The sequence below is a fragment of the Sphingomonas sp. FW306-05-A genome (assembly GCF_058782275.1).
Window position 1 is genome coordinate 607,807 of record NZ_JBYSXN010000001.1, and the last position, 21,236, is coordinate 629,042.

The window sequence follows — 21,236 nt, forward strand, 5'->3', positions numbered from 1 at the left end:
TAGATCATGCTGCAACCGAAAAAGACCAAGTTCCGCAAGGCCTTCAAGGGCCGCATCCATGGCGACGCCAAGGGTGGCACCACGCTCAACTTCGGGTCGTACGGCCTGAAGGCGATGGAGCCGGATCGTCTCACCGCACGCCAGATCGAGGCGGCTCGCCGCGCGATCACGCGTCACATCAAGCGTCAGGGCCGTTTGTGGATCCGCGTTTTCCCGGACGTTCCCGTCTCGGGCAAGCCCGCCGAAGTCCGCATGGGTAAGGGCAAGGGTTCGCCGGAATATTGGGCAGCCCGCGTCAAGCCAGGCCGCATCCTGTTCGAACTGGATGGCGTTCCCGGTGACATTGCCGCTATGGCGTTCAGCCGCGCAGCGATGAAGCTGCCGATCAAGGTGAAGGTCGTTGCCCGTCTCGGCGACACCTCGCATCTGGGAGTTGCATAAGATGGCCCGCATCGACGACCTCAAGGCGAAGTCCGAGGACCAGCTGGGTGAAGAACTCGGCAACCTGAAGCGCGAGGCCTTCAACCTCCGCTTCCAGGCCGCGACCAACCAGCTCGAAAAGCCGAGCCGGGTTCGTGAAGTCCGTCGCGACATCGCTCGCATCAAGACCCTGCAGACCGCGCGTTCGCGCGACACTGCGGCAAAGTAAGGATTTAGACATGCCAAAGCGCGTGCTGACGGGGCTGATCGTCTCCGACAAGGGCGACAAGACGGTGGTCGTGAACGTGGAGCGCAAGGTCAAGCATGCGCTCTACGGCAAGATCATTCGTCGTACCAAGAAGTACCATGCCCACGACGAGGGCAACGAGTTCAAGCTGGGCGAGATCGTGCGGATCGAAGAGACCGCGCCGATTTCCAAGCTGAAGACGTGGAAGGTGATCGAGCGGGTTAACGCCCACGCGACGCCACAGCGAGTTGACGTCGACGCGTAAGCGTCAGCGTTTATTGAGGCGGGGACCGGTCGGTATCGGCCCCAGATGAGAAGGAAGCGGATCCAATGATCCAGATGCAATCCAATCTCGAGGTCGCTGACAACAGCGGCGCGAAGCGGGTTATGTGCATCAAGGTGCTTGGGGGTTCCAAGCGTCGTGTTGCAGGCGTGGGCGACATCATCGTCGTCAGCGTGAAGGAGGCCGCACCGCGCGGCCGCGTGAAGAAGGGCGACGTGCACCGTGCCGTCATCGTGCGTACGGCGAAGGACATTCGCCGCGTCGATGGCACCGTGATCCGCTTCGATTCGAATGCGGCCGTGCTGGTCAACAAGAACGAGGAGCCGATCGGCACCCGTATCTTTGGCCCAGTCGTGCGTGAGCTTCGCGGCAAGAAGCACATGAAGATCATCAGCCTTGCGCCGGAGGTGCTGTAATGGCCGCTGCACGTATCAAGAAAGGCGACCGTGTCATCGTCCTGTCCGGCAAGGACAAGGGCAAGACCGGTGACGTCACGATGGCCATGCCGAAGGACGGCAAGGTCGTCGTGTCCGGCGTGAACATCGCCGTTCGCCACACCAAGCCGAGCCAGGGTGACCCGCAGGGTGGCCTGATGCGCAGCGAAGCGCCGCTGCACGTTTCGAAAGTCGCGCACGTGACCGCCGACGGCAAGCCGACGCGCGTTCGTTTCGAGACCCAGGACGGCAAGAAGGTTCGTGTTGCGGTCAAGACCGGAGACAAGATCGATGGCTGATGCAGCTACCAAGCCCCGCATGAAGGGCATCTACGACGACAAGGTCGTCGCAGCGATGACCGAGAAGTTCGGTTACAAGAACGCGATGGAAGTGCCGCGCATCGAGAAGATCACGCTCAACATGGGCGTGGGCGAAGCGACGCAGGACAAGAAGAAGGTCGACCAGGCTTTCGGCGAAATGGAATTGATCGCAGGGCAGCGCCCCGTCGTGACCAAGGCCAAGAAGTCGATCGCGCAGTTCAAGCTGCGTGAAGGCATGCCGATCGGCGTCAAGGTTACGCTTCGTCGCGAGCGCATGTATGAATTCCTCGATCGCTTCATCACGATCGCGCTCCCGCGCGTTCGCGATTTCCGCGGGCTCAACCCCAAGTCGTTCGACGGACGCGGCAACTATGCCTGCGGTCTGAAGGAGCAGCTGGTGTTCCCGGAAATCAGCTATGACAAGATCGACAAGATCCGCGGTCTTGACGTGATCGTCACGACCAGCGCGAAGACCGACGACGAGGCGCGCGAGCTGCTCCGTCTGTTCGGCTTCCCGTTCCCGCCAGAAGAGACTGGCTCAGAGTCTGCTGACGACCAGAAGAAGGCGGCATAAGATGGCCAAGGTAAGTTCGGTGAACAAGAACGAGCGTCGCAAGATGCTCGTCAAGAAGTACGCGCCCAAGTACGCCGCGCTGAAGGCAATCGCTGCCGACAGCACGCTGAGCGACGGCGAGCGCATCGAGGCTCGTCTGAAGATGGCCGAGATACCCCGCAACGGGAACCCGACGCGCATCCGCAACCGCTGCGAGCTGACGGGTCGTCCGCGCGCATATTATCGCAAGTTCCGCCTCTGCCGTATTCAGCTGCGCGATCTGGCCAACAAGGGCCTCATCCCCGGCGTTACGAAGTCGAGCTGGTAAGGATCACGAGATGGCATTGACCGATCCCCTGGGTGATATGCTCACCCGCATCCGCAACGGCCAGCGCGCGCGCAAGGACTCTGTCCTGACGCCGGGCTCCAAGCTGCGGACCCGCGTTCTCGACGTGCTGCAGCGCGAAGGCTACATCCGTGGCTATAGCGAAGAGCAGATGGGCCCCGCGGCCGGCATCCGCATCGAGCTGAAGTATTTCGAGGGCCAGCCCGCAATCAAGCACGTTGCCCGTGTCTCGAAGCCCGGTCGTCGCGTCTATTCGGGTTCGACCGAATTGCCGCGCATCATGAACGGCCTCGGCATCACGATCGTTTCCACCCCCAAGGGTGTTCTGTCCGACGCGGAAGCGCGTGAACAGAATGTCGGCGGCGAAGTCCTCGCGGAGGTGTTCTGATGAGCCGCATCGGTAAAAAGCCGATCACCGTTCCCGCCGGCGTCACTGCGACGATCGACGGCGGGCAGATCAGCGTGAAGGGTCCCAAGGGCACCCTCGCGATGCCGCTGCGCGACGAGATCAGCTACACGCTCGAGGACGGCGGCATTTCGGTCGTCCCAGCGAACGAGACCAAGCGCGCACGTGCCTTCTGGGGCATGCAGCGTACCATGGTTCAGAACCTGATCACCGGCGTGTCGGATGGCTTCACCAAGAAGCTGCTGATCAACGGCGTTGGTTATCGTGCTGCGGCCCAGGGTCGTAACCTGAACCTGAAGCTCGGCTACAGCCACGACGTCAACATCAACGTGCCGGAGGGGATCGAGGTCAAGACCCCCGACAACACGACGGTCGAGATTTCGGGCACGGACAAGCAGAAGGTCGGCCAGCTGGCCGCGGAAATTCGCCAGTGGCGTAAGCCCGAGCCGTACAAGGGCAAGGGCATCAAGTACGACGGCGAGTTCATCTTCCGCAAGGAAGGGAAGAAGAAGTAATGTCGACCAAGGGTATGTCTCTCTTCGAGAAGCGGCGCCGCCGCAATCGCACTGCGCTCCGTGCGCGTGGAACGGGCCGTCCGCGGTTGTCGATCCACCGCTCGGGTCGTCACATCTATGCGCAGATCATCGACGACGCCAAGGGCGTGACCGTTGCTGCTGCCTCGACGCTGGAAAAGGACGTGCGCGACACGACCGGGGCCAATGTCGATGCAGCGATCGGTGTCGGCACGCGTGTTGCCGAAGCTGCCAAGGCAGCCGGCGTGACGCAGGTCGTCTTCGACCGTGGCGGCTTCCTGTTCCACGGCCGCGTCAAGGCGCTGGCGCAAGCCGCGCGCGAAGCCGGATTGGAGTTCTAAGACATGGCGGATGAGATCAACATCGGCGAGATCGCCGCACCGGCAACGACGCCGAACGATGCACCGCAGGGCCGTGGCCCCCGTGGTGGTCGTGGTCGCACCGGCCCTGGTGGCGGTGGTCCAAACCGTGGTGGCCGTGACAGCCGCGGCGGTCGCGACAATCGTGGCGGTCGTCCGGGTTCGGACGATGGCGGCGAAGAGCTGATCGAGAAGCTGGTTCACATCAACCGCGTCTCGAAGACGGTCAAGGGCGGTAAGCGCTTCGGCTTCGCAGCGCTGGTCGTCGTGGGCGACGGCAAGGGCCGTGTCGGCTTCGGTCATGGCAAGGCACGCGAAGTGCCGGAAGCCATCTCCAAGGCGACGGCTGCTGCCAAGAAGGCGATGGTTCGCGTTCCGCTGAAGGAAGGCCGTACGCTGCACCATGACGGTCGCGGTCACTTCGGTGCCGGCCTCGTGACGCTGCGCTCGGCGCCTCCCGGCACCGGCATCATCGCAGGCGGCCCGATGCGCGCCGTGTTCGAGGCGCTCGGCGTCGCGGACGTGGTGACCAAGTCGGTCGGCACTTCGAACCCCTACAACATGATCCGTGCAACCTTCGAATCGCTGACCGCACAGGTTAGCCCGAAGGCGGTAGCGCAGCGTCGCGGCAAGAAGATTGCAGACCTGCTCGGCCGTGGTGGCGCGGACAAGGACGTCGCCGAGGCCCAGGCCGAAGCGATCGCGGAGTAATAATGATGGCGACCATCAAGATCACGCAGACCGGTTCGCCGATCCGCCGCGAGAAGGACCAGCGCGCAACGCTGATCGGTCTCGGCCTCAACAAGATGCACAAGACGCGCGAACTCGAGGATAGCCCGGAAGTCCGTGGCATGATCCGCAAGGTCGCGCACATGGTGAAGATCGTCGACTGACATCGTCCGTCGCGACCACATCTGAATAATAAAGGTCCGGGGGTCGCATGGCGCGATCCCCGGATTTTTGTTATGTGCAGGCCGCGGGGGCGGCATGATCAAAAACATCCAAGTGTTGCGGGCGGTTGCAGCATTGCTTGTGGTTTTCGACCACTGGGCCGCACTGTATGGGGGGCTGTTGCAACGAATTGGTGCGACTGGCGCTGTCGGCGTCGACGTCTTCTTCGTCATCAGCGGCTTTGTCATGATCCATGCGACAGCCGGGCTGCCGGTCTCGCCGGGGCGCTTCGCCGCCAGCCGGATCATCCGCATCGTTCCGCTTTACTGGACCTTCACGATCGGCCTTTTCCTCGGAGCGTCAATCGCGCCTGGAATCTTCCGGTCCACCACGACGGATCTGGGGCCACTCCTGAAGTCCCTGCTGTTCGTGCCGTACCCGGCAAACCCGCCGAACTTGGGTCAACGCGGTGCCGTTTCGCCAGTGCTGTTCACCGGGTGGACGCTCAATTACGAGATGTTCTTCTACGCAATCTTTTCACTCAGCCTGTGCCTTCGAAACGTCTTTTTGCAACGTGTCACGGTCCTCGCCGCGCTCTGCTTCCTGGTGTCGGTCGGGATCACTTTCCAACCGGCAGGCTTCGTGGCGAAGTTCTATACGGCGTCGCTCCTCCTAGAGTTCGGATACGGAATATTGCTCGGGATGTTCGCCGAGCGTTGGATACGGCTCGTTCCTAACCGCGGTGTGGGTTGGTTGTTCGTCATCGTTGGTTTCTCGTCGTTATTGGCGATCACCTCCTATTTCCCGGCGAGCACCCGTGGATATGTCCTCGGCCCGTTCGCGCTCCTCACAGTGTTCGGCGTCGTGGTCTTGGAGCGGCAAGGCGTGGTGGTGCGGTCCCGGTTGTGGCTTCTGCTGGGGGCGGCAAGCTATGCGGTGTATCTGGTCCACCTCCTGTCGACCGTCCTGGTGGTCAAGGCGCTCAGTCGCCTTCCAAAGGGTCCGGAGACAGTGGCACTGTGCGGAGCCGCCACGCTGATCGTAGCAGCGTCCGTCGGGGTTGCGATCCATCTCTGGTACGAACGGCCACTGGGGCGATGGCTGCACGCCCGTCTGCCCGCCCGCATCAATAGAGGGTTAGGGCAAAGCGCAGGGCCAGTCGTGACGCGTTTTTCGGCAAAGTAACGGCGTAACCGGAGGTCCGGGCCGCAGGGCGCTGCAATACCGTCTGTCTTTCGGCCGGACACGGGGGCAGGGCGGTCCAGGCGTTGAAAGAGGTTGCAGAAATGACGGTCGTCCGCTAGGCGCGACCACTTCCTAACAGTCCGCGCGACAAAAGCGAAAGCGAGTGCAGCTCATGAAACTTAATGAAATCCGCGACAACGATGGTGCCCGCAAGTCCCGCATGCGGGTCGGCCGGGGTATCGGTTCGGGCAAGGGCAAGACGGCTGGCCGCGGCCAGAAGGGCCAGAAGAGCCGTGAAGGCGTTTCGATCGCCGGCTTCGAAGGCGGCCAGATGCCGCTTCACATGCGTTTGCCTAAGCGCGGCTTCAACAACATCTTCGCCAAGGATTATGCCGAGGTAAACCTCGGTGCGATCCAGAAGGCGATCGACGCGGGCAAGATCGAAGCCAATGCCTCGATCGACCATGAGGCGCTCAAGGCCGCTGGTCTCGCACGCGGTGGCAAGGACGGCGTCCGTCTGCTCGGCAAGGGCGAACTGACCACGGTTCTCAAGTTCACGGTTGCCGGCGCGTCCAAGGGCGCGATCGAGGCGGTCGAGAAGGCTGGCGGTTCGGTCGACGTGATCTACGTCATGCCGGCTAACGAGAAGGCTGCCGCCAAGAAGGGCGTGAAGTACAAGGAGCGCCAGGCGCACAAGGCGTCGTTCAAGGCGTAACTGTCGCTCGGCGACGCGCACCATCCCACCAGTTTGCCCCGGGTTCATTCCCGGGGTGAACGGCCAAATCGGGGCGGGCGCGAACGCTAGGCATTAGACAAGCCCGTTCGGGCCCCTATATGAAGCGGCGGGGCGGTAAAACGTTTCCCGCCGTTTTTGTTTCCGCCGATATCGATTCCAGGACGATCAACCGCATGGCATCCGCAGCCGATAAAATGGCCTCAAGCATCAGCCTGTCGAAGTTCGCGCAGGCGACCGACCTCAAGAAGCGGCTGTGGTTCACCATCGGCGCGCTGATCGTGTTCCGCCTGCTTAGCTACGTCCCGCTCCCGGGGATCGACCCGACCGCGCTGGCCGCGCTGGCGAGCCGCACCAACGGTGGCGTGCTCGACTTCTTCAACGCGTTCTCGGGTGGTTCGCTCAAGCGCGCCAGCCTGATTGCCTTGGGTGTTACCCCGTACATCACCGCCTCGATCGTGGTGCAGCTCGCGACCTCGCTGTCGCCGACGCTTGCCGCGATCAAGAAGGAAGGCGAGAGCGGGCGCAAGCGGCTCAACCAGTATACGCGCTTCGGCACCGTCGGCCTGACCGTCATTCAGGGATACTTCCTCAGCCTCGGCTTCCAGAGCCAGGGCGTCGTGGTCGATCCCGGCATGCTGTTCATCGTCGGCTCGGTCATTAGCCTTGTCGGCGGTACGATGTTCCTGATGTGGATCGGTGAGCAGATCACCAGCCGCGGGATCGGCAACGGCATGTCGCTGATCATCATGGCGGGGATCGTCGCCAACCTTCCGACGACGCTGTTCAACCTCGCGCAGACCGCGCGGACCGGGGGCGGGAACGTCACCGGATTCACGCTGGTCGCGATCATCGTCGCGGTGGCTGGGCTGATCCTGTTCATCTGCTTCATGGAGCGCGCGCAGCGCCGCATCCTGATCCAATACCCCAAGCGTCAGACCCAGCGCGGCATGCAGTCGGATCGCAGCCATTTGCCGCTCAAGATCAACACCGCAGGCGTCATTCCGCCGATCTTCGCGTCGTCGTTGCTGCTGATGCCGCTGACGATCACGCAGTTCGCGGGCAAGAACGTGTCGGGTGACACGTGGTGGGGCTCGGTCGTCATCACGCTCAACCAGTATCTGCAGCATGGCAGCATCGCGTACATGCTGCTGTACGGTGCCGGGATCGTCTTCTTCTCGTTCTTCTACACCGCGGTCGTGTTCAACCCGGAAGAGACGGCGGACAATCTCAAGCGGCATGGCGGGTTCATTCCCGGCATCCGTCCGGGCAAGAACACCGAGACCTATTTCGATTATGTGCTGACGCGCATCACCGTGATCGGGGCGGGCTATCTCGCGATAATCTGCCTGTTGCCCGAGTATCTGGTTTCGGCGCTGTCGATTCCCTTCTACCTCGGCGGGACGAGCCTGCTGATCGTCGTCAACGTGACGATGGACACGGTGACGCAGATCCAGAGCCACTTGCTTGCGCACCAATATGGTGACTTGATCAAGAAGGCGAAGCTGAAGGGCGGACGCCTGCGCTGAAGCGCGGCGACGGTAAACGGGAGACGCGCGTGAATATCATTCTGTTGGGCCCCCCGGGCGCGGGCAAGGGCACCCAGGCGGCGCGCCTCGAAAGCGACCGCGGCATGGTTCAGTTGTCCACCGGCGACATGCTGCGGGCTGCGGTCAAGTCGGGGAGCCCGGTCGGGCTCCAGGCGCAAGCGGTGATGGAATCGGGACAGCTCGTTTCGGACGAGATCGTCTCAGGGATCATCGGCGAGCGTCTCGACATGGGTGACACCGACAAGGGTGTGATCTTCGACGGCTATCCGCGCACTGCGGCGCAGGCCGAGCAGCTCGACGCGATCCTCGCCGCACGCGGCCGGACGCTCGACAAGGTGATCGAACTGACCGTCGACGAGGACGCGCTGGTCGAGCGGATCGTCGGGCGCTTCACCTGCGGTAATTGCGGTGCTGGCTATCACGACCATTTCAAGCAGCCCAAGGTTGCCGACACGTGCGACGTGTGCGGGCACCACGAGTTCAAGCGCCGTCCGGACGATAACGAGGAAACCGTGCGCACGCGTATGGCGGAGTATCGCGCCAAGACCGAGCCGATCATCCCGATCTACGAAGCGCGCGGGCTGCTCGCGCGAGTCGACGGGATGGCGGACATGGATAGCGTTTCGAAGGCGATCGAGGGTATTCTCGACGCGGTTTGAGGGGTGAGGGCGCTGGCACCCGGCGCCTGACGGCATGCGCCCCCCCCGCCCGTCATCCTGAACTTGTTTCAGGATCCAGCCCTCCACGAGTCAGGACCGTCCTTGTTGGGCGGTGGATACTGAAACAAGTTCAGCATGACGGCGGAAGAGTAGCTGGTGGCGGTACGTTCCCCTGCGATCCGCGCGACATCCTAGAACCCCAAATGACATTTTCGTCATCCCAATGTCACCGGATCGCGCAGGCAATTCGGTGCAAACATCTCTGCATGGCCAGCAAACGCGGCCCGAAATGATCACCGAGATCGGCACTCGCACTCCCGGGGGTGTCGGTGGCCGGCGGAAGGCTTGCTTTCCGTCGGCCTCATTTCATTCTAGGCATGAGGAAACCGCCCGGAATGCCGCCTGTGACCCGCAAGATCCTGATTGTCGAAGACGATAGCTCGACCGCCGCCTATCTCGCGAAGGGGCTGGCCGAAGCCGGCTATGCCGTCGAGACCTGCGCCGATGGCCGCGACGGCCTGTTCCTCGCGAGTGAGGGGATCTTCGACCTGATCATCGCCGACCGCATGCTGCCGGGCCTCAATGGGCTCGCGATGCTGGGCGCGATCCGCGCGGCGGGGGTCAGCACGCCGACGCTGGTGTTGTCCGCGCTCGGCACGGTCGACGACCGGATCGACGGGCTCAATGCGGGCGCGGACGATTACCTGGTCAAACCCTTCTCCTTTGCGGAACTGACTGCACGAATCGATGCGATCTTCCGCCGCGTCGACCGAAACGCAGCAGAGGGGCAGACGACTCGCCTCTCGGTCGGCGACCTCGAGATCGATCTGCTCGCGCGCACCGTCGCGCGGCAGGGCAGAGCGATTTCGCTTGGCGCGCGCGAGTTCAACCTGCTCGAATATCTCGCCCGCCACGCGGGGCAGGTGGTGACGCGCACGATGATGCTCGAGAAGATCTGGAATTATCACTTCGATCCGGGCTCGAACGTGGTCGACGTCCATATCGGTCGGTTGCGGCGCAAGATCGAGGACGGCTTCCCCGCGCCGATCCTGCATACGGTGCGTGGCGCCGGGTATCGGTTGTCGGTCGAGCCTTGATTCGCCTGTCGGTCACGGCGCGGATCGCGCTGCTGTCGATCCTGCTGGCGCTCGTTTCCAATCTCGTGCTCGTCGCTTTCGTGTGGAAGGTGGTGCGCGACGATGCGATCGACGAATTGCGTCGCGACACTATCGAACAATCCGACGCGTTGATCGCGGTTTATCGCAGCGGCGGTCTCCCCGCGCTGGGTCGCACGATCCGCGAGGCGCGGACGCCGGGCGATGTGTCGCGGATCGTCGCGGTGATTGCGCGGGATGGTCGGCTGATCGCCGGGGTCGGCCCCGAACTCGACGGATTCGCGCGCTGGCCCAATCTCGGCTTCCGGATCCGCGCGATCGGATCCCCCTGGGCGGACCGCGAGGTCGGCTATGCGGTGCGCCAGATTGGGCCGTATCGGCTCGTCAGTGGCCGCGTGCTGGATGACTGGGACGCCGAGCAACGCGGGATCGAACGCGGGCTTGCGGCCGCGATGCTGCTGTCGCTGGCGCTGGGGGTCGGCGGGGGGCTGGTCGTCACGCGTTATGTCGGGCGACGGCTCGATCGAGTCGCGGACGTGATCGAGGGCGTCGCGGCGGGCGATCTGTCGCGACGGGTCGGCAATGCCGCGAGCGGGGATGCGTTCGACCGGCTTGCCGTTCGCCTCAACGCGATGCTCGACAAGACCGAGCGGTTGATGAGCGAGCTCAGGATCGTCACTGACGGGCTGGCGCACGACCTGCGCTCGCCGCTCGCGCGGTTGCGCGCCAAGGCCGAGGCGGCGGTGCTCCAGGCGGACCCTGCGCAACGCGAGGCGGCGATGGGCGGGCTGCTGATCGAGACCGATCTGGTGATGCGGATGCTGTCGACGATGATCGAGATCACACGCGCGGAAAGCGTGTCGCGCGACCGGCTTGCGCCGATGGACCCAGTCGGATTGCTGGAAGAAATTGCGGAATTATATGCCCCGGTTGTTGAGGACGCGGGGATGCGATTCCATTTGGAACTGCCTGCCGCCGCGCCGGCAATGGTGCTGCACCGCGAGTTGCTGACTCAGGCAATCGCCAATCTGGTCGACAACGCGTTGCGACATGCCGGAGCGGGCGGTTCGATTACCGTGCGATTGGCCTTCGATGGCGAAGCGGCGCGATTCCAGGTGGAGGACCGGGGGCCAGGCATCGCCGAGGCCGATCGCGCACAGGCCTTGCGCAGGTTCGGTCGGCTCGACAGTGCCCGCAGCCTGCCTGGTGCCGGGTTGGGCATGGCCTTAGTGGACGCGGTCGCCAGATTACACGGAGGGCGACTGGAGTTGGGCGATAATGCACCGGGATTGATCGTCGCGATCGTGCTGCCCACCTGACGAGAATGATTCGCATCGCGGCCAAGCCCTACGGTTGCACGCACAGTAGTGAACGATTGCAGTCTTTATGGTTAAGACCATAGTGTAGTCCGGATGGTGTAAGTGCACTAAGCGTTAGTATATTGAGTTTAAGTGTGGGACAGCCTTGTCGCGGGGGCCAGACGATATGTCCGTACATTCATTAGAAACCGAACAGGTAGTTGGGAACATGCGGTTGTTTTTCGCAATGGGGCCGGGGGACACTGTTCAGGATGCACGCAGCTCTAGGGGATTGACCGATTCTCAGCATGATAAACCTCGTCATGGTGAAACAAGTATTACGTTTTCCGGTCAGTTGATCCGGCTTCTCGAGAAGCGGGGCCACAATGCCCTGCTGGTATCGTCGCACTCTCGTGCCGATGAACTGCAGATCGGGGCGATCAAGCTCATCAATTTGCCACGCAAGCTAGACGGCGCGCGGGGCCTGGCCTTTTACTGGTCGCGGATCGCCTACGCCTGGCGCCTTGCCAATCTGGCCCGGCGGAGCGGTGCGGACTTTGCAATCATCGACTCAGGTACGACCAATTTCTTCGCCCTGTGGACTTTTCGACGATACGGCATTCCCGTTGCGGTCAATTTTCATAACGTGCGGTGGGCGCAGGGCTTCGCTCCAACTCACGGCGTTAGCCGCATAGTGCGCGCATTGGACTCCTACTTTTTTCGCCACGGAGCATTGGCAGCATTAGGATGTTCGCCAGCGTGTGCCGATCAGGCACGGATCGATGGCGCGGACGCGTTGCCCTTCTACGGCTGGACCGCGCAATATTCCGGGAAGGGCTTTCCGGCCCCGTCCGCGGCCCTGAACTGTCAGGCCGACCCGCTTCGCCTGGTGTTCGTCGGGCGGGTCGAGGTGAACAAGGGTGTGTTCGATCTGATCGATATCGCGCGTGGCCTTCGTGAGCACGGGCTGGGTGGCGCGCATATTACGGTGTGCGGCAATGGAACGGCATTGGACGCATTTCGGGATGCGGTTGCTGCCAGCAGCGTTGCCGACATGATCACGATCCGCGGCCGTCTGGAGCGGGGCGAACTCTTGGTGGCATATGCTGCAAGCAGCTTGGTCATCGTCCCGACGCGAAGTGACTTTACCGAGGGTATGCCGTTGGTCTGCGCCGAGGCGATGCTGGCGCTGCGACCCGTGCTTGCGAGTCGGGTGACGAATGCGATCCCGGTACTGGGTGCCGCTATGCTTGAGGCTATTCCCGATGACCCAGCCAGCTATGTGGCGCAAATCGTGCGGTTCGCCAGCGATCCCCTGCTACGGGCAGAGCTTGGACAGGCAATCCTCGCTGCGCGTGAGCAGTTCCTGGATCGACGTCTGAGCTACGCGGCGGCGATCGATGCAATGCTGGGTGATGTCGGTCATCAGCAGCAGATGCCGCTGGATTATGCCGCATTGTTTCCCGAAGACGGATCGGAGCAGGAGCCAGCGTTCGCGCCGGCGCAGAAACCCGTATTCGAGCGAGGCGCTTGACAGCCGCATGTCGCGGTCTTACGGCCATCCATTCCGAACCACCGGGTCCCGGCGGCGCTCGTCTGCGCTCGCCGTTCTCGTGCGTTTCGGAAGGACGCAACGCGATGAGATGGGATGTGCAGCCATGCATGTCCCGTGGAGCAGGAGAACCAAGTTCATGGCACGTATCGCCGGGGTCAACATCCCGACCAACAAGCGCGTTGTTATCGCGCTCACCTACATCCACGGCATTGGAGACACCAAGGCCAAGGAAATCGTCACCAAGCTGGGCATTCCGATGACCGCGCGCGTGCAGGACCTGACCGACCAGGAAGTCCTTCACATCCGCGAAACCATCGACGCCGATTATACGGTCGAGGGTGATCTTCGTCGCACCGTTGCGATGAACATCAAGCGCCTGATGGATCTGGCCTGCTATCGCGGTCTGCGCCATCGCAAGGGCCTCCCCGTTCGCGGCCAGCGCACGCATACCAATGCGCGCACCCGCAAGGGCAAGGCAAAGCCGATCGCCGGTAAGAAGAAGTGAGCTTGAGCCGCGGGTGACCGCGGCTCGCTCCTGCAGTAGGGTTAGGACAAGACAATGGCACGTGAACCGCAACGCATTAAGCGGCGTGAGCGCAAGAACATCACCTCTGGTGTCGCGCATGTGAACGCAAGCTTCAACAACACCATGATCACGATCACCGATGCCCAGGGCAACGCGATCTCGTGGTCGTCGGCCGGCGCAATGGGCTTCAAGGGCTCGCGCAAGTCGACCCCGTATGCGGCCCAGGTCGCAGCGGAAGACGCGGGCAAGAAGGCCGCCGAGCACGGCGTCCGGACGCTCGAAGTCGAAGTGAAGGGCCCGGGTTCGGGCCGTGAGTCGGCGCTTCGCGCGCTGCAGGCGGTCGGTTTCCAGATCACCTCGATCCGTGACGTTACCTCGATCCCGCACAACGGCGTGCGTCCTTCGAAGCGTCGCCGCGTCTGATTTCGTCTCGGCCGTGCGCGGTTGATCGCGCTGCACGGTCCGATTCCCACTTGGTCGGCATCGCCCGTGCCGACCCAAAATCAAGGGATAGCCTATGTCCGTCAATGCAAAGAACTGGCAGGAGCTCAAGAAGCCGTCCGGTCTCGAAAAGAAGCCCGGCGGTGACGGCAAGCGCAAGGCGACCTTTATCGCCGAGCCGCTGGAGCGTGGTTTCGGCCTGACGCTCGGCAACGCGCTGCGGCGCGTTTTGTTGTCTTCGCTGCAGGGCGCGGCGGTGACGTCGATCAAGATCGAGAACGTGCTCCACGAATTCTCGTCGCTGGCGGGCGTTCGCGAGGACGTGACCGACATCGTGCTCAACGTGAAGCAGATTGCTTTGCGCATGCAGGGTGAAGGCCCCAAGCGGCTCCAGTTGTCGGCAACGGGCCCGGGTCCGGTCAAGGCTGGCGACATTGCGGTTTCGGGCGACATCGAAGTGATGAACCCGCAGCTCGTGCTGTGCCATCTCGATGATGGCGCGACGCTGAACATGGAACTGACCGCAGACGTCGGCAAGGGCTATGTCCCCGCCGTCGCCAACCGTCCGGCCGATGCGCCGATCGGCCTGATCCCGGTCGATGCTTTGTATTCGCCGGTCAAGCAGGTCAGCTACAAGGTCGAGAACACCCGCGTCGGGCAGGAACTCGATTACGACAAGCTGACGCTGACGATCGAGACCGATGGTACGGTTTCGCCGGAGGAAGCCGTCGGTTACGCCGGTCGCATCCTGCAGGACCAGCTTGCGCTGTTCGTCGGCTTCGACGATTCGAGCGTCACGCGTCAGGCCCCGATCGGCCAGGCAGCGCCTGCCGCTGGTGGCACCGAGGTTTCGGGCGATACGCAGCAGATCAACCGTTACCTGCTCAAGAAGGTCGACGAGCTCGAGCTTTCGGTTCGCAGCGCCAACTGCCTCAAGAACGACAACATCATCTATATTGGCGATCTGGTCCAGAAGACCGAAGCCGAGATGCTGCGCACGCCGAACTTCGGCCGCAAGTCGCTTAACGAGATCAAGGAAGTGCTGTCGAGCATGGGTCTCCGCCTAGGCATGGAAATCCCCGGCTGGCCGCCCGAGAACATCGAAGAGATGGCGAAGAAGCTCGAGCAGGAAATCATGGGCTGAGCCGCACGGGATTAGCGCGAGCTAATCTCGAGATGGCGAAAGCCCGGCCGGCGGACCTCGGTCCGACCGACGACGCGGCTTCGCCGCGGCGTATCCGGCATCAGTTAGGGTTCCCGCCATCGCGGGTATGACGGTAATTTGGGTGGGCCACCGTCCCCACCGGCTCTGGGGTACCTCACACGGCCCCTTATCGAACGAAGGAAATACCATGCGTCATCGCGTAGGCGGCCGTAAGCTTCAGCGGACCTCGGCTCACCGCATTGCCCTGTTCCGCAACATGAGCGCCGCGCTCATCAAGCACGAGCAGATCACCACGACCGTCGCCAAGGCGAAGGAACTGCGTCCGTACATCGAGAAGATGATCACGCTTGCGAAGAAGGGTGGCCTGTCCAACCGTCGTCTTGCGCATGCGCGGTTGCTCGACGATGCGCAGCTGACCAAGCTGTTCGACGTTCTGGCCGAGCGTTATGCCGGTCGTAACGGCGGCTACACGCGCATCATCAAGGCCGGCATCCGCCTGTCGGATGCGTCGCCGATGGCGATCATCGAATTCGTCGACCGCGACGTCACCGCAAAGGGTCAGGACTCGGGCCCGGTGATGACCGGCGAGGAGTATAACGAAGCGGCATAAGCCCCTCGTCATCGGACGTTGAGAAAGGAGTCGTACTCGTCCAGAGTGCGGCTCCTTTCTTCGTTTCGGGGCTTTGCATGCGACCTTTTCCGATCCTCGCGGTTCTCTTGGCTTCCCCCGCTATCGCGCAGACACAGGCTCCCATGATGCACTATCCCGAAACGCGCCGCGTTCCCCAGGTCGACGAGCAGTTCGGCGTGAAGGTCGCCGATCCCTACCGCTGGCTCGAGAATGACGTCCGCACCGATCCCGAGGTGGCCAAGTGGGTCACGGATCAGAATGCAGTGACCAACGCCTATCTGGCGACGCTTCCGGGGCGCGACATTTTTGCGGCTCGATTAAAGCAGTTGCTCAACTACGAGCGGTTCGGCGTGCCGGTGAAGAAGGGCGGGCGCTATTTCTATAGCCGCAACGCGGGCCTGCAGAACCAGGCGGTGCTGTACGTGCGCGACAGCGTGGACGGCGAGGGCCGCGTGCTGATCGATCCCAACGGCTGGTCGAATGACGGCGCTACTGCGCTGGCCGAATGGTCGCCCTCGGAAGACGGCAAGAAGCTACTGTATGCCGTGCAGGATGGCGGGACGGACTGGCGGACGGTCAAGGTGCTCGACGTCGCGACCGGTGCGGTGTCGGACTCGATCGAGTGGGTCAAGTTTTCGGGTCTGTCCTGGGCGAAGGACGGGTCAGGATTCTATTATTCGCGCTTCGCCGCACCTGCGGACGGGTCGAAATTCCAGGCGCTCAACGAGAACCAGCAGGTCTATTTCCACAAGCTTGGTACGCCACAATCGGCAGATCCGCTGATCTACGCGACCCCGGACCAGCCGAAGCTCGGGCACAATGCGCAAGTGACGGATGACGGCAAGTGGCTGGTCATCACCACGCATGAGGGGACCGACAACCGCTATCAGATCACCGTCATCGACCTGACCGCGCCCAAGCCCGCGCCCCGGACGATCGTCAAGGGCCTCGAAAACGAGTGGACGCTCGCGGGCAATGTCGGCGGAAATTTTTATTGGGTGACCAACAAGGGCGCGCCGCGCGGGCGGATCGTCGCGACCAACCTCTATGCGCGGTCGGCCGAAGTGCCCGAAACCGAGATCGTCGCGCAGGGCAAGGACGTGATCGATGGGGCGAACCTCGTCGGCGGGCGTCTGCTCGTGTCCTATCTCGCGGACGTGAAGAGCGAGGGCCGTCGATTCACGCTGGAGGGCAAGGCGGACGGCACGGTCGCGCTGCCCGGGATCGGCGATGTCGGTGGCTTTGGCGGGGACGCGGACGACAGTGAGACCTTCTACGCCTTCACCAGCTTCGCTACCCCCACGACGATCTATCGCTATGATGTGAAGACCGGGAAGGCGACCCCCTGGGCCAGTCCCAAGGTCGCGTTCGACCCGGCGCGCTATCAGGTTGAGCAGCGGTTCTACACGTCGAAGGATGGCACACGCGTGCCGATGTTCGTGGTGCGCCGCAAGGATGTCACCGGCGCGGCCCCAACGCTGCTCTACGCGTACGGCGGGTTCAACATCTCGGTCACGCCGACCTTCTCAGCGACGCGGCTGGCGTGGCTCGAGCAGGGCGGTGTGCTTGCGGTCGCCAACATCCGGGGCGGCGGGGAATATGGCAAGGCATGGCACGACGGTGGCCGCCTCGCGCAGAAGCAGAATGTGTTCGACGATTTCATCGCGGCGGGCGAGTATCTCAAGGCGGAGAAGATCACCGGCAAGGACCAGCTCGTGATCCAGGGTGGCTCGAACGGCGGGTTGCTCGTCGGCGCGGTGACCAACCAGCGGCCCGACCTGTTTGCCGCCGCGATCCCCGCGGTCGGCGTGATGGACATGCTGCGCTTCGACCGGTTCACCGCGGGACGCTATTGGGTCGACGATTACGGCTATCCGTCGAAGGAGGCCGACTTCAAGACGCTCTACGCCTATTCGCCCTATCACAACATCCGCGCGGGCAAGCCCTATCCGGCAATCCTCGCGGAGACGGCGGACACGGATGACCGCGTCGTGCCCGGGCATACGTTCAAATATACCGCGATGCTCCAGTCGCTCGATCTCGGACCAAAGCCGCGACTCGTGCGGATCGAGACCCGTGCAGGCCACGGATCGGGCAAGCCGACCGACAAGGTCATCGCTGAAACCGCGGATGCCTGGGCGTTTGCAGCGAAGTGGACCGGGTTGCAGGTGAAGCCGGTTCAGTGACCTCGTGGGGCATCCTGCCCCGCATCGCGCAGGGGCAGGATGACCCGTACGCCGTCAAGCACCAGCAGACGGTCAGGGGCGACCGGGGGTAGCGGCGCATCGGGTAGAAGAACGTAGAGCCGATGAGGGTCGAGAACCCCTTGAGCAAAGGCGCGTTCCTCGGCGATCAGCCGGGCCGCAGTCACACGGTTGGTGCGGGCGGCATAGACCAGCCTGACGGGCCGCCCCGCGTCGATCGCCCGCCAAGCGATCTCCTGGAAAAGGTCGAGCTGCCGCGTGGCGTCGGGTGGCATGATCGTGACGTCCCGCGCGCTCGCGATCGCGCTTTGCCAACGCGGATCGGTCGTCCGCTTCCAGTTGCTACGATCTTGCGCCGCAGCGGTTTCGGCGCGCGTGAGCTGTGCCAATCCGCCAAGATCGAGAAGCTGGATCGCCACCGCCAGGGCCATCAACAGACGCCCCCGCGCGATCGGCAGGCGATAGGCCGCCGTGATCGCTGCAAACAGGAGTCCATAGGCAACGGGCCAGAACAGCCGCGCGGATGCACGGACCGGGTCGAGCGCAGCCAGGGCGCGCGGCGACAGCGGAAGGGTGAACAGTGTCGACCCCGCGAAATCGACTCGGTGCGAGATGGCGAGGAGGGTCAGCACGGCACCGGCCGGCAGCAGCCAGCACAGCCGCCGGTGCAGTCCGGTCGCAGGCGAGGGGTCATTCTGCGTCGTCGCCAATGCGAAAGGCATTGCGATGATCATGAGCAGCAGCCCTGCGCCCAAATACTGGAACGCTTCCAGTTGCCGGTCCGGCGCTTGCGCGCTCGCCGGCAGGAACCGCGACAGACCCGCGATTGCCGGGTTCCATGGGGCATCCAGAGGCATTCCGAACCGCCCGAACGTGCCCGTCGCAACGAACCCTCCGCGATCGATCAGCAAGCCCAGAACCAGGCCGACCGCGATCACAACGACGACCGCTCCTGCCAGCAGCCGTCGGCGCGCCACCCAGCCCCCGTCGGCGTTGGCCAACCGCTCGAGGAAAGCGCTTCCCCAGATCGCCGCGACCATCAGCAACAGATAGCTGTGGATCAGCGCGGCGGTCACCAGCACCGCAATCCACCAGCGCCAGTCGCTTGCCCGGTGCGGACTGGCGTAGATCCACAGCGCCCACAGGATCAGCCAGTGAGCACAGAGATTGACGTGGATCTGTCGGAGATACAGCGACGGCAGCAGCGCCAACACCAGCACACCGGCCCACAACATCCAGCGGTTCGGCGCATATGGCGCCAGCAAGGCGCGCGCCAACCCCAGGTGGAGCATCAGGCACGCCAACAGCCACGGCCCGACGACCTGAAAATCCCGGCCGATCAGGTGCCGGAACGGCGCAACGATCGTCGCCAGCAGGGGATTGCTGTCGGTAAACAGTAATGCGACCCCCTCGGGGGCATTCAGCATTTCCGTCCGCCAGAGACCTGCATGGGGGTCGTTCAGCCAGGCATGCAGCCCAAGCGCATTCTCGCCATTGTCGGTGCCGCGCAAAAGCCAGCCGATATTGCCGGGGTCGAGCATGTTTACGTCGAAGAACGTCCAGAACAGCGCGATCGCCAGCACAACGATCAGGGCGAGATCTGTCGGTAGACGGGATGATGAACGCATACAAAGCCAGTGCCACGGCATGATGTAGGACGTGTTAACCGCACTGATCTGCGGAACATGCGCGGCCGGGGGGCTAACCACGCGGGTCTTCTCCGCGGCGCGGCGAAACTTGCGGTGCGACTCTGGCATCGCGGCGCACTTCTGCTATCTGGCCGCATGACACATCCCAGCGACTCCATCCTCATCGTCGATTTCGGTAGCCAGGTGACTCAGTTGATCGCCCGGCGCGTGCGCGAAGCGGGGGTCTATAGCGAGATCGCGCCCTTCACCACCGCCGCCGATGCGTTCGAACGGATGCAGCCCAAGGGTGTGATCCTCTCGGGCAGCCCTGCGTCGGTGCTTGATGAAAACAGCCCGCGAATCCCGCAGGCGATCCTCGACAGCGGCGTGCCGATCATGGGAATCTGCTACGGCCAGCAGGTGATGATGCACCAGCTCGGCGGGACGGTGACGCTCGGCGACAGCGGCGAGTTTGGCCATGCGGTAATCGAGATCCGCGATACTTGCGCGTTGTTCGATGGCGCATGGGAGCCGGGCGAGTCGCATCAGGTGTGGATGAGTCACGGAGACAAGGTGACCGAGCTCGCCCCCGGCTTCCGTCCGGTCGCGGCAAGCCCCGGCGCGCCGTTCGCGGTGATCGCGGACGACGCGCGGCATTATTACGCGATGCAGTTCCACCCCGAGGTCGTCCACACCCCCGATGGTGCCAAGCTGATCGCAACCTTCGCGCGGCATGTGTGCGGGCTGAGCGGCGACTGGACGATGGCGGAGTTCCGCGCGACCAAGATCGCCGAGATCCGCGCGCAGGTTGGCAGCGGCAAGGTCATCTGCGGTCTGTCGGGCGGGGTCGATTCGGCGGTCGCGGCGGTGCTGATCCACGAGGCGATCGGCGAGCAGCTGACGTGCGTGTTCGTCGACCACGGCCTGATGCGCAGTGGCGAAGCGGACCAGGTCGTCACGCTGTTCCGCAACCATTACAACATCCCGCTCGTCCACGTCGACGCCGAGGAAACGTTCATGGCTGGGCTTGCGGGCGTCACCGACCCCGAGGCGAAGCGCAAGTTCATCGGCGGTGCGTTCATCGACATCTTCGAGGCGGAAGCCAAGGCGATCGGCGGGGCGGACTTCCTCGCGCAGGGTACGCTGTATCCGGACGTGATCGAAAGCGTCAGCTTCACCGGCGGGCCATCGGTGACGATCAAGAGCCATCACAATGTCGGCGGCCTGCCGGCGCGGATGAAGATGCAGCTGGTCGAGCCGCTGCGCGAACTGTTCAAGGACGAAGTCCGTGCGCTTGGGCGCGAACTGGGGTTGCCCGAGATCTTCGTCGGGCGGCATCCGTTCCCGGGGCCGGGTCTGGCGATCCGTATTCCGGGTGAAGTCACCAAGGACCGCTGCGACATTCTGCGCAAGGCGGATGCGGTCTATCTCGACGAGATCCGCCGCGCCGGGCTGTACGACGCGATCTGGCAGGCGTTCGCGGTACTGCTACCGGTGCGCTCGGTCGGGGTGATGGGCGACGGGCGGACCTATGATTACGTGCTCGCGCTGCGTGCGGTGACGTCGACCGACGGGATGACCGCACAGGCGTTCCAGTTCCCGGGTGACTTCCTCCCGCGCGTCGCCACCCGGATCGTCAACGAAGTCCGCGGCGTGAACCGCGTGACCTATGACTATACGAGCAAGCCGCCCGGCACGATCGAGTGGGAGTGAGACCAGCGTCCCGCAAGTTTCTGGCTCGGTAAAAGAGCCGG

At 63.4% G+C, this 21,236-nt stretch carries 26 protein-coding genes; 25 read left to right on the plus strand and 1 reads right to left on the minus strand.

What is annotated here, in order from left to right:
* The first annotated feature begins 6 nt into the window (after positions 1-6).
* The 24 genes from rplP to AC3WJR_RS02885 all read left to right on the plus strand — a co-directional run bounded on the left by rplP (position 7) and on the right by AC3WJR_RS02885 (position 17,836).
* Positions 7-441, plus strand: coding sequence for a 50S ribosomal protein L16 (gene rplP, locus AC3WJR_RS02770; RefSeq protein ID WP_010164579.1), 435 nt, complete (start codon positions 7-9; stop codon positions 439-441).
* Between the two features lies 1 nt (position 442).
* Positions 443-649 carry a 50S ribosomal protein L29 gene (gene rpmC, locus AC3WJR_RS02775; protein ID WP_010164578.1) on the plus strand — a complete coding sequence of 69 codons (207 nt, stop codon included), beginning with the start codon at positions 443-445 and terminating at the stop codon, positions 647-649.
* 10 nt (positions 650-659) lie between these two features.
* Positions 660-932, plus strand: coding sequence for a 30S ribosomal protein S17 (gene rpsQ, locus AC3WJR_RS02780; RefSeq protein WP_010164576.1), 273 nt, complete (start codon positions 660-662; stop codon positions 930-932).
* A gap of 65 nt (positions 933-997) precedes the next feature.
* A complete protein-coding gene (gene rplN, locus AC3WJR_RS02785; RefSeq protein ID WP_492722097.1) occupies positions 998-1,366 on the plus strand; it encodes a 50S ribosomal protein L14 in 369 nt (122 codons plus the stop codon).
* Positions 1,366-1,683, plus strand: coding sequence for a 50S ribosomal protein L24 (gene rplX / locus AC3WJR_RS02790; RefSeq protein ID WP_242137509.1), 318 nt, complete (start codon positions 1,366-1,368; stop codon positions 1,681-1,683). The genes rplN and rplX overlap by 1 nt, the downstream gene beginning before the upstream one ends.
* Positions 1,676-2,278: a 50S ribosomal protein L5 gene (gene rplE, locus AC3WJR_RS02795; protein WP_354279789.1), complete on the plus strand. Its 603-nt coding sequence runs from the start codon at positions 1,676-1,678 to the stop codon at positions 2,276-2,278. Before rplX ends, rplE begins: the two co-directional genes overlap by 8 nt.
* A 1-nt stretch (position 2,279) precedes the next feature.
* Positions 2,280-2,585, plus strand: coding sequence for a 30S ribosomal protein S14 (rpsN, locus tag AC3WJR_RS02800; protein ID WP_010164571.1), 306 nt, complete (start codon positions 2,280-2,282; stop codon positions 2,583-2,585).
* Positions 2,586-2,595: 10 nt separating this feature from the next.
* Positions 2,596-2,991: a 30S ribosomal protein S8 gene (rpsH, locus tag AC3WJR_RS02805; protein ID WP_010164570.1), complete on the plus strand. Its 396-nt coding sequence runs from the start codon at positions 2,596-2,598 to the stop codon at positions 2,989-2,991.
* The gene (rplF, locus tag AC3WJR_RS02810) at positions 2,991-3,524 is read left to right on the plus strand and encodes a 50S ribosomal protein L6 (RefSeq protein WP_354279791.1); all 534 of its coding nucleotides are present in this window, start codon (positions 2,991-2,993) and stop codon (positions 3,522-3,524) included. Before rpsH ends, rplF begins: the two co-directional genes overlap by 1 nt.
* Complete coding sequence (rplR, locus tag AC3WJR_RS02815; RefSeq protein WP_010164568.1) at positions 3,524-3,883, plus strand: 50S ribosomal protein L18; 360 nt, start codon at positions 3,524-3,526, stop codon at positions 3,881-3,883. The genes rplF and rplR overlap by 1 nt, the downstream gene beginning before the upstream one ends.
* Before the next feature lie 3 nt (positions 3,884-3,886).
* Entirely contained in the window at positions 3,887-4,612 is a 726-nt protein-coding gene (gene rpsE, locus AC3WJR_RS02820; protein WP_492722105.1) for a 30S ribosomal protein S5, read from the plus strand.
* A 5-nt stretch (positions 4,613-4,617) separates the two neighbouring features.
* On the plus strand, positions 4,618-4,794 hold the full coding sequence (gene rpmD / locus AC3WJR_RS02825) for a 50S ribosomal protein L30 (protein ID WP_492724126.1): 177 nt from the start codon (positions 4,618-4,620) through the stop codon (positions 4,792-4,794).
* Between the two features lie 94 nt (positions 4,795-4,888).
* Positions 4,889-5,977, plus strand: a complete 1,089-nt coding sequence (locus AC3WJR_RS02830; RefSeq protein WP_492722110.1) for an acyltransferase family protein — start codon at positions 4,889-4,891, stop codon at positions 5,975-5,977.
* A 172-nt stretch (positions 5,978-6,149) separates the two neighbouring features.
* Positions 6,150-6,692 (plus strand): 50S ribosomal protein L15, encoded by a 543-nt coding sequence (gene rplO / locus AC3WJR_RS02835; RefSeq protein WP_131531388.1) that lies wholly within the window; start codon positions 6,150-6,152, stop codon positions 6,690-6,692.
* Between the two features lie 194 nt (positions 6,693-6,886).
* The gene (secY, locus tag AC3WJR_RS02840) at positions 6,887-8,239 is read left to right on the plus strand and encodes a preprotein translocase subunit SecY (RefSeq protein WP_492722113.1); all 1,353 of its coding nucleotides are present in this window, start codon (positions 6,887-6,889) and stop codon (positions 8,237-8,239) included.
* Positions 8,240-8,268: 29 nt separating this feature from the next.
* Positions 8,269-8,919: an adenylate kinase gene (locus AC3WJR_RS02845; RefSeq protein ID WP_492722115.1), complete on the plus strand. Its 651-nt coding sequence runs from the start codon at positions 8,269-8,271 to the stop codon at positions 8,917-8,919.
* Positions 8,920-9,323: 404 nt separating this feature from the next.
* A complete protein-coding gene (locus AC3WJR_RS02850) occupies positions 9,324-10,016 on the plus strand; it encodes a winged helix-turn-helix domain-containing protein (protein ID WP_492724128.1) in 693 nt (230 codons plus the stop codon).
* The gene (locus tag AC3WJR_RS02855; protein ID WP_492722118.1) at positions 10,013-11,353 is read left to right on the plus strand and encodes a HAMP domain-containing sensor histidine kinase; all 1,341 of its coding nucleotides are present in this window, start codon (positions 10,013-10,015) and stop codon (positions 11,351-11,353) included. Before AC3WJR_RS02850 ends, AC3WJR_RS02855 begins: the two co-directional genes overlap by 4 nt.
* A gap of 166 nt (positions 11,354-11,519) precedes the next feature.
* Positions 11,520-12,866: a glycosyltransferase family 4 protein gene (locus AC3WJR_RS02860; protein WP_492722121.1), complete on the plus strand. Its 1,347-nt coding sequence runs from the start codon at positions 11,520-11,522 to the stop codon at positions 12,864-12,866.
* Positions 12,867-13,023: 157 nt separating this feature from the next.
* On the plus strand, positions 13,024-13,392 hold the full coding sequence (gene rpsM / locus AC3WJR_RS02865) for a 30S ribosomal protein S13 (protein WP_010164558.1): 369 nt from the start codon (positions 13,024-13,026) through the stop codon (positions 13,390-13,392).
* 54 nt (positions 13,393-13,446) lie between these two features.
* Complete coding sequence (gene rpsK, locus AC3WJR_RS02870) at positions 13,447-13,836, plus strand: 30S ribosomal protein S11 (protein ID WP_010164557.1); 390 nt, start codon at positions 13,447-13,449, stop codon at positions 13,834-13,836.
* A gap of 94 nt (positions 13,837-13,930) precedes the next feature.
* Positions 13,931-14,998, plus strand: a complete 1,068-nt coding sequence (locus tag AC3WJR_RS02875; protein WP_242137497.1) for a DNA-directed RNA polymerase subunit alpha — start codon at positions 13,931-13,933, stop codon at positions 14,996-14,998.
* A 208-nt stretch (positions 14,999-15,206) separates the two neighbouring features.
* A complete protein-coding gene (gene rplQ / locus AC3WJR_RS02880; protein ID WP_492722126.1) occupies positions 15,207-15,629 on the plus strand; it encodes a 50S ribosomal protein L17 in 423 nt (140 codons plus the stop codon).
* Between the two features lie 77 nt (positions 15,630-15,706).
* The gene (locus tag AC3WJR_RS02885; RefSeq protein ID WP_492722128.1) at positions 15,707-17,836 is read left to right on the plus strand and encodes a prolyl oligopeptidase family serine peptidase; all 2,130 of its coding nucleotides are present in this window, start codon (positions 15,707-15,709) and stop codon (positions 17,834-17,836) included.
* Here the strand turns inward: AC3WJR_RS02885 and AC3WJR_RS02890 are convergent.
* Positions 17,830-19,482, minus strand: coding sequence for a DUF6311 domain-containing protein (locus tag AC3WJR_RS02890; protein ID WP_492722130.1), 1,653 nt, complete (start codon positions 19,480-19,482; stop codon positions 17,830-17,832). The genes AC3WJR_RS02885 and AC3WJR_RS02890 overlap by 7 nt on opposite strands.
* A gap of 156 nt (positions 19,483-19,638) precedes the next feature.
* On the opposite strand from AC3WJR_RS02890, the gene guaA reads away from it, so the two are divergent.
* Positions 19,639-21,195 (plus strand): glutamine-hydrolyzing GMP synthase, encoded by a 1,557-nt coding sequence (guaA, locus tag AC3WJR_RS02895; protein ID WP_354279804.1) that lies wholly within the window; start codon positions 19,639-19,641, stop codon positions 21,193-21,195.
* Positions 21,196-21,236: the final 41 nt, after the last annotated feature.

What these genes read in the sequence shown, in the direction of transcription:
- AC3WJR_RS02830 (WP_492722110.1), top strand. Translation starts at nt 4,889, where the DNA reads ATGATCAAAAACATCCAAGTGTTGCGGGCGGTTGCAGCATTGCTTGTG.
- rpsQ (WP_010164576.1), top strand. Translation starts at nt 660, where the DNA reads ATGCCAAAGCGCGTGCTGACGGGGCTGATCGTCTCCGACAAGGGCGAC.
- rpsM (WP_010164558.1), top strand. Translation starts at nt 13,024, where the DNA reads ATGGCACGTATCGCCGGGGTCAACATCCCGACCAACAAGCGCGTTGTT.
- rplE (WP_354279789.1), top strand. Translation starts at nt 1,676, where the DNA reads ATGGCTGATGCAGCTACCAAGCCCCGCATGAAGGGCATCTACGACGAC.
- rplQ (WP_492722126.1), top strand. Translation starts at nt 15,207, where the DNA reads ATGCGTCATCGCGTAGGCGGCCGTAAGCTTCAGCGGACCTCGGCTCAC.
- AC3WJR_RS02875 (WP_242137497.1), top strand. Translation starts at nt 13,931, where the DNA reads ATGTCCGTCAATGCAAAGAACTGGCAGGAGCTCAAGAAGCCGTCCGGT.
- secY (WP_492722113.1), top strand. Translation starts at nt 6,887, where the DNA reads ATGGCATCCGCAGCCGATAAAATGGCCTCAAGCATCAGCCTGTCGAAG.
- rplF (WP_354279791.1), top strand. Translation starts at nt 2,991, where the DNA reads ATGAGCCGCATCGGTAAAAAGCCGATCACCGTTCCCGCCGGCGTCACT.
- rpsH (WP_010164570.1), top strand. Translation starts at nt 2,596, where the DNA reads ATGGCATTGACCGATCCCCTGGGTGATATGCTCACCCGCATCCGCAAC.
- rplN (WP_492722097.1), top strand. Translation starts at nt 998, where the DNA reads ATGATCCAGATGCAATCCAATCTCGAGGTCGCTGACAACAGCGGCGCG.
- rplR (WP_010164568.1), top strand. Translation starts at nt 3,524, where the DNA reads ATGTCGACCAAGGGTATGTCTCTCTTCGAGAAGCGGCGCCGCCGCAAT.
- rplO (WP_131531388.1), top strand. Translation starts at nt 6,150, where the DNA reads ATGAAACTTAATGAAATCCGCGACAACGATGGTGCCCGCAAGTCCCGC.
- rpsK (WP_010164557.1), top strand. Translation starts at nt 13,447, where the DNA reads ATGGCACGTGAACCGCAACGCATTAAGCGGCGTGAGCGCAAGAACATC.
- AC3WJR_RS02860 (WP_492722121.1), top strand. Translation starts at nt 11,520, where the DNA reads ATGTCCGTACATTCATTAGAAACCGAACAGGTAGTTGGGAACATGCGG.
- AC3WJR_RS02885 (WP_492722128.1), top strand. Translation starts at nt 15,707, where the DNA reads ATGCGACCTTTTCCGATCCTCGCGGTTCTCTTGGCTTCCCCCGCTATC.
- rpmC (WP_010164578.1), top strand. Translation starts at nt 443, where the DNA reads ATGGCCCGCATCGACGACCTCAAGGCGAAGTCCGAGGACCAGCTGGGT.
- rpmD (WP_492724126.1), top strand. Translation starts at nt 4,618, where the DNA reads ATGGCGACCATCAAGATCACGCAGACCGGTTCGCCGATCCGCCGCGAG.
- guaA (WP_354279804.1), top strand. Translation starts at nt 19,639, where the DNA reads ATGACACATCCCAGCGACTCCATCCTCATCGTCGATTTCGGTAGCCAG.
- rplP (WP_010164579.1), top strand. Translation starts at nt 7, where the DNA reads ATGCTGCAACCGAAAAAGACCAAGTTCCGCAAGGCCTTCAAGGGCCGC.
- rpsN (WP_010164571.1), top strand. Translation starts at nt 2,280, where the DNA reads ATGGCCAAGGTAAGTTCGGTGAACAAGAACGAGCGTCGCAAGATGCTC.
- rpsE (WP_492722105.1), top strand. Translation starts at nt 3,887, where the DNA reads ATGGCGGATGAGATCAACATCGGCGAGATCGCCGCACCGGCAACGACG.
- AC3WJR_RS02890 (WP_492722130.1), bottom strand. Translation starts at nt 19,482, where the DNA reads ATGCGTTCATCATCCCGTCTACCGACAGATCTCGCCCTGATCGTTGTG.
- rplX (WP_242137509.1), top strand. Translation starts at nt 1,366, where the DNA reads ATGGCCGCTGCACGTATCAAGAAAGGCGACCGTGTCATCGTCCTGTCC.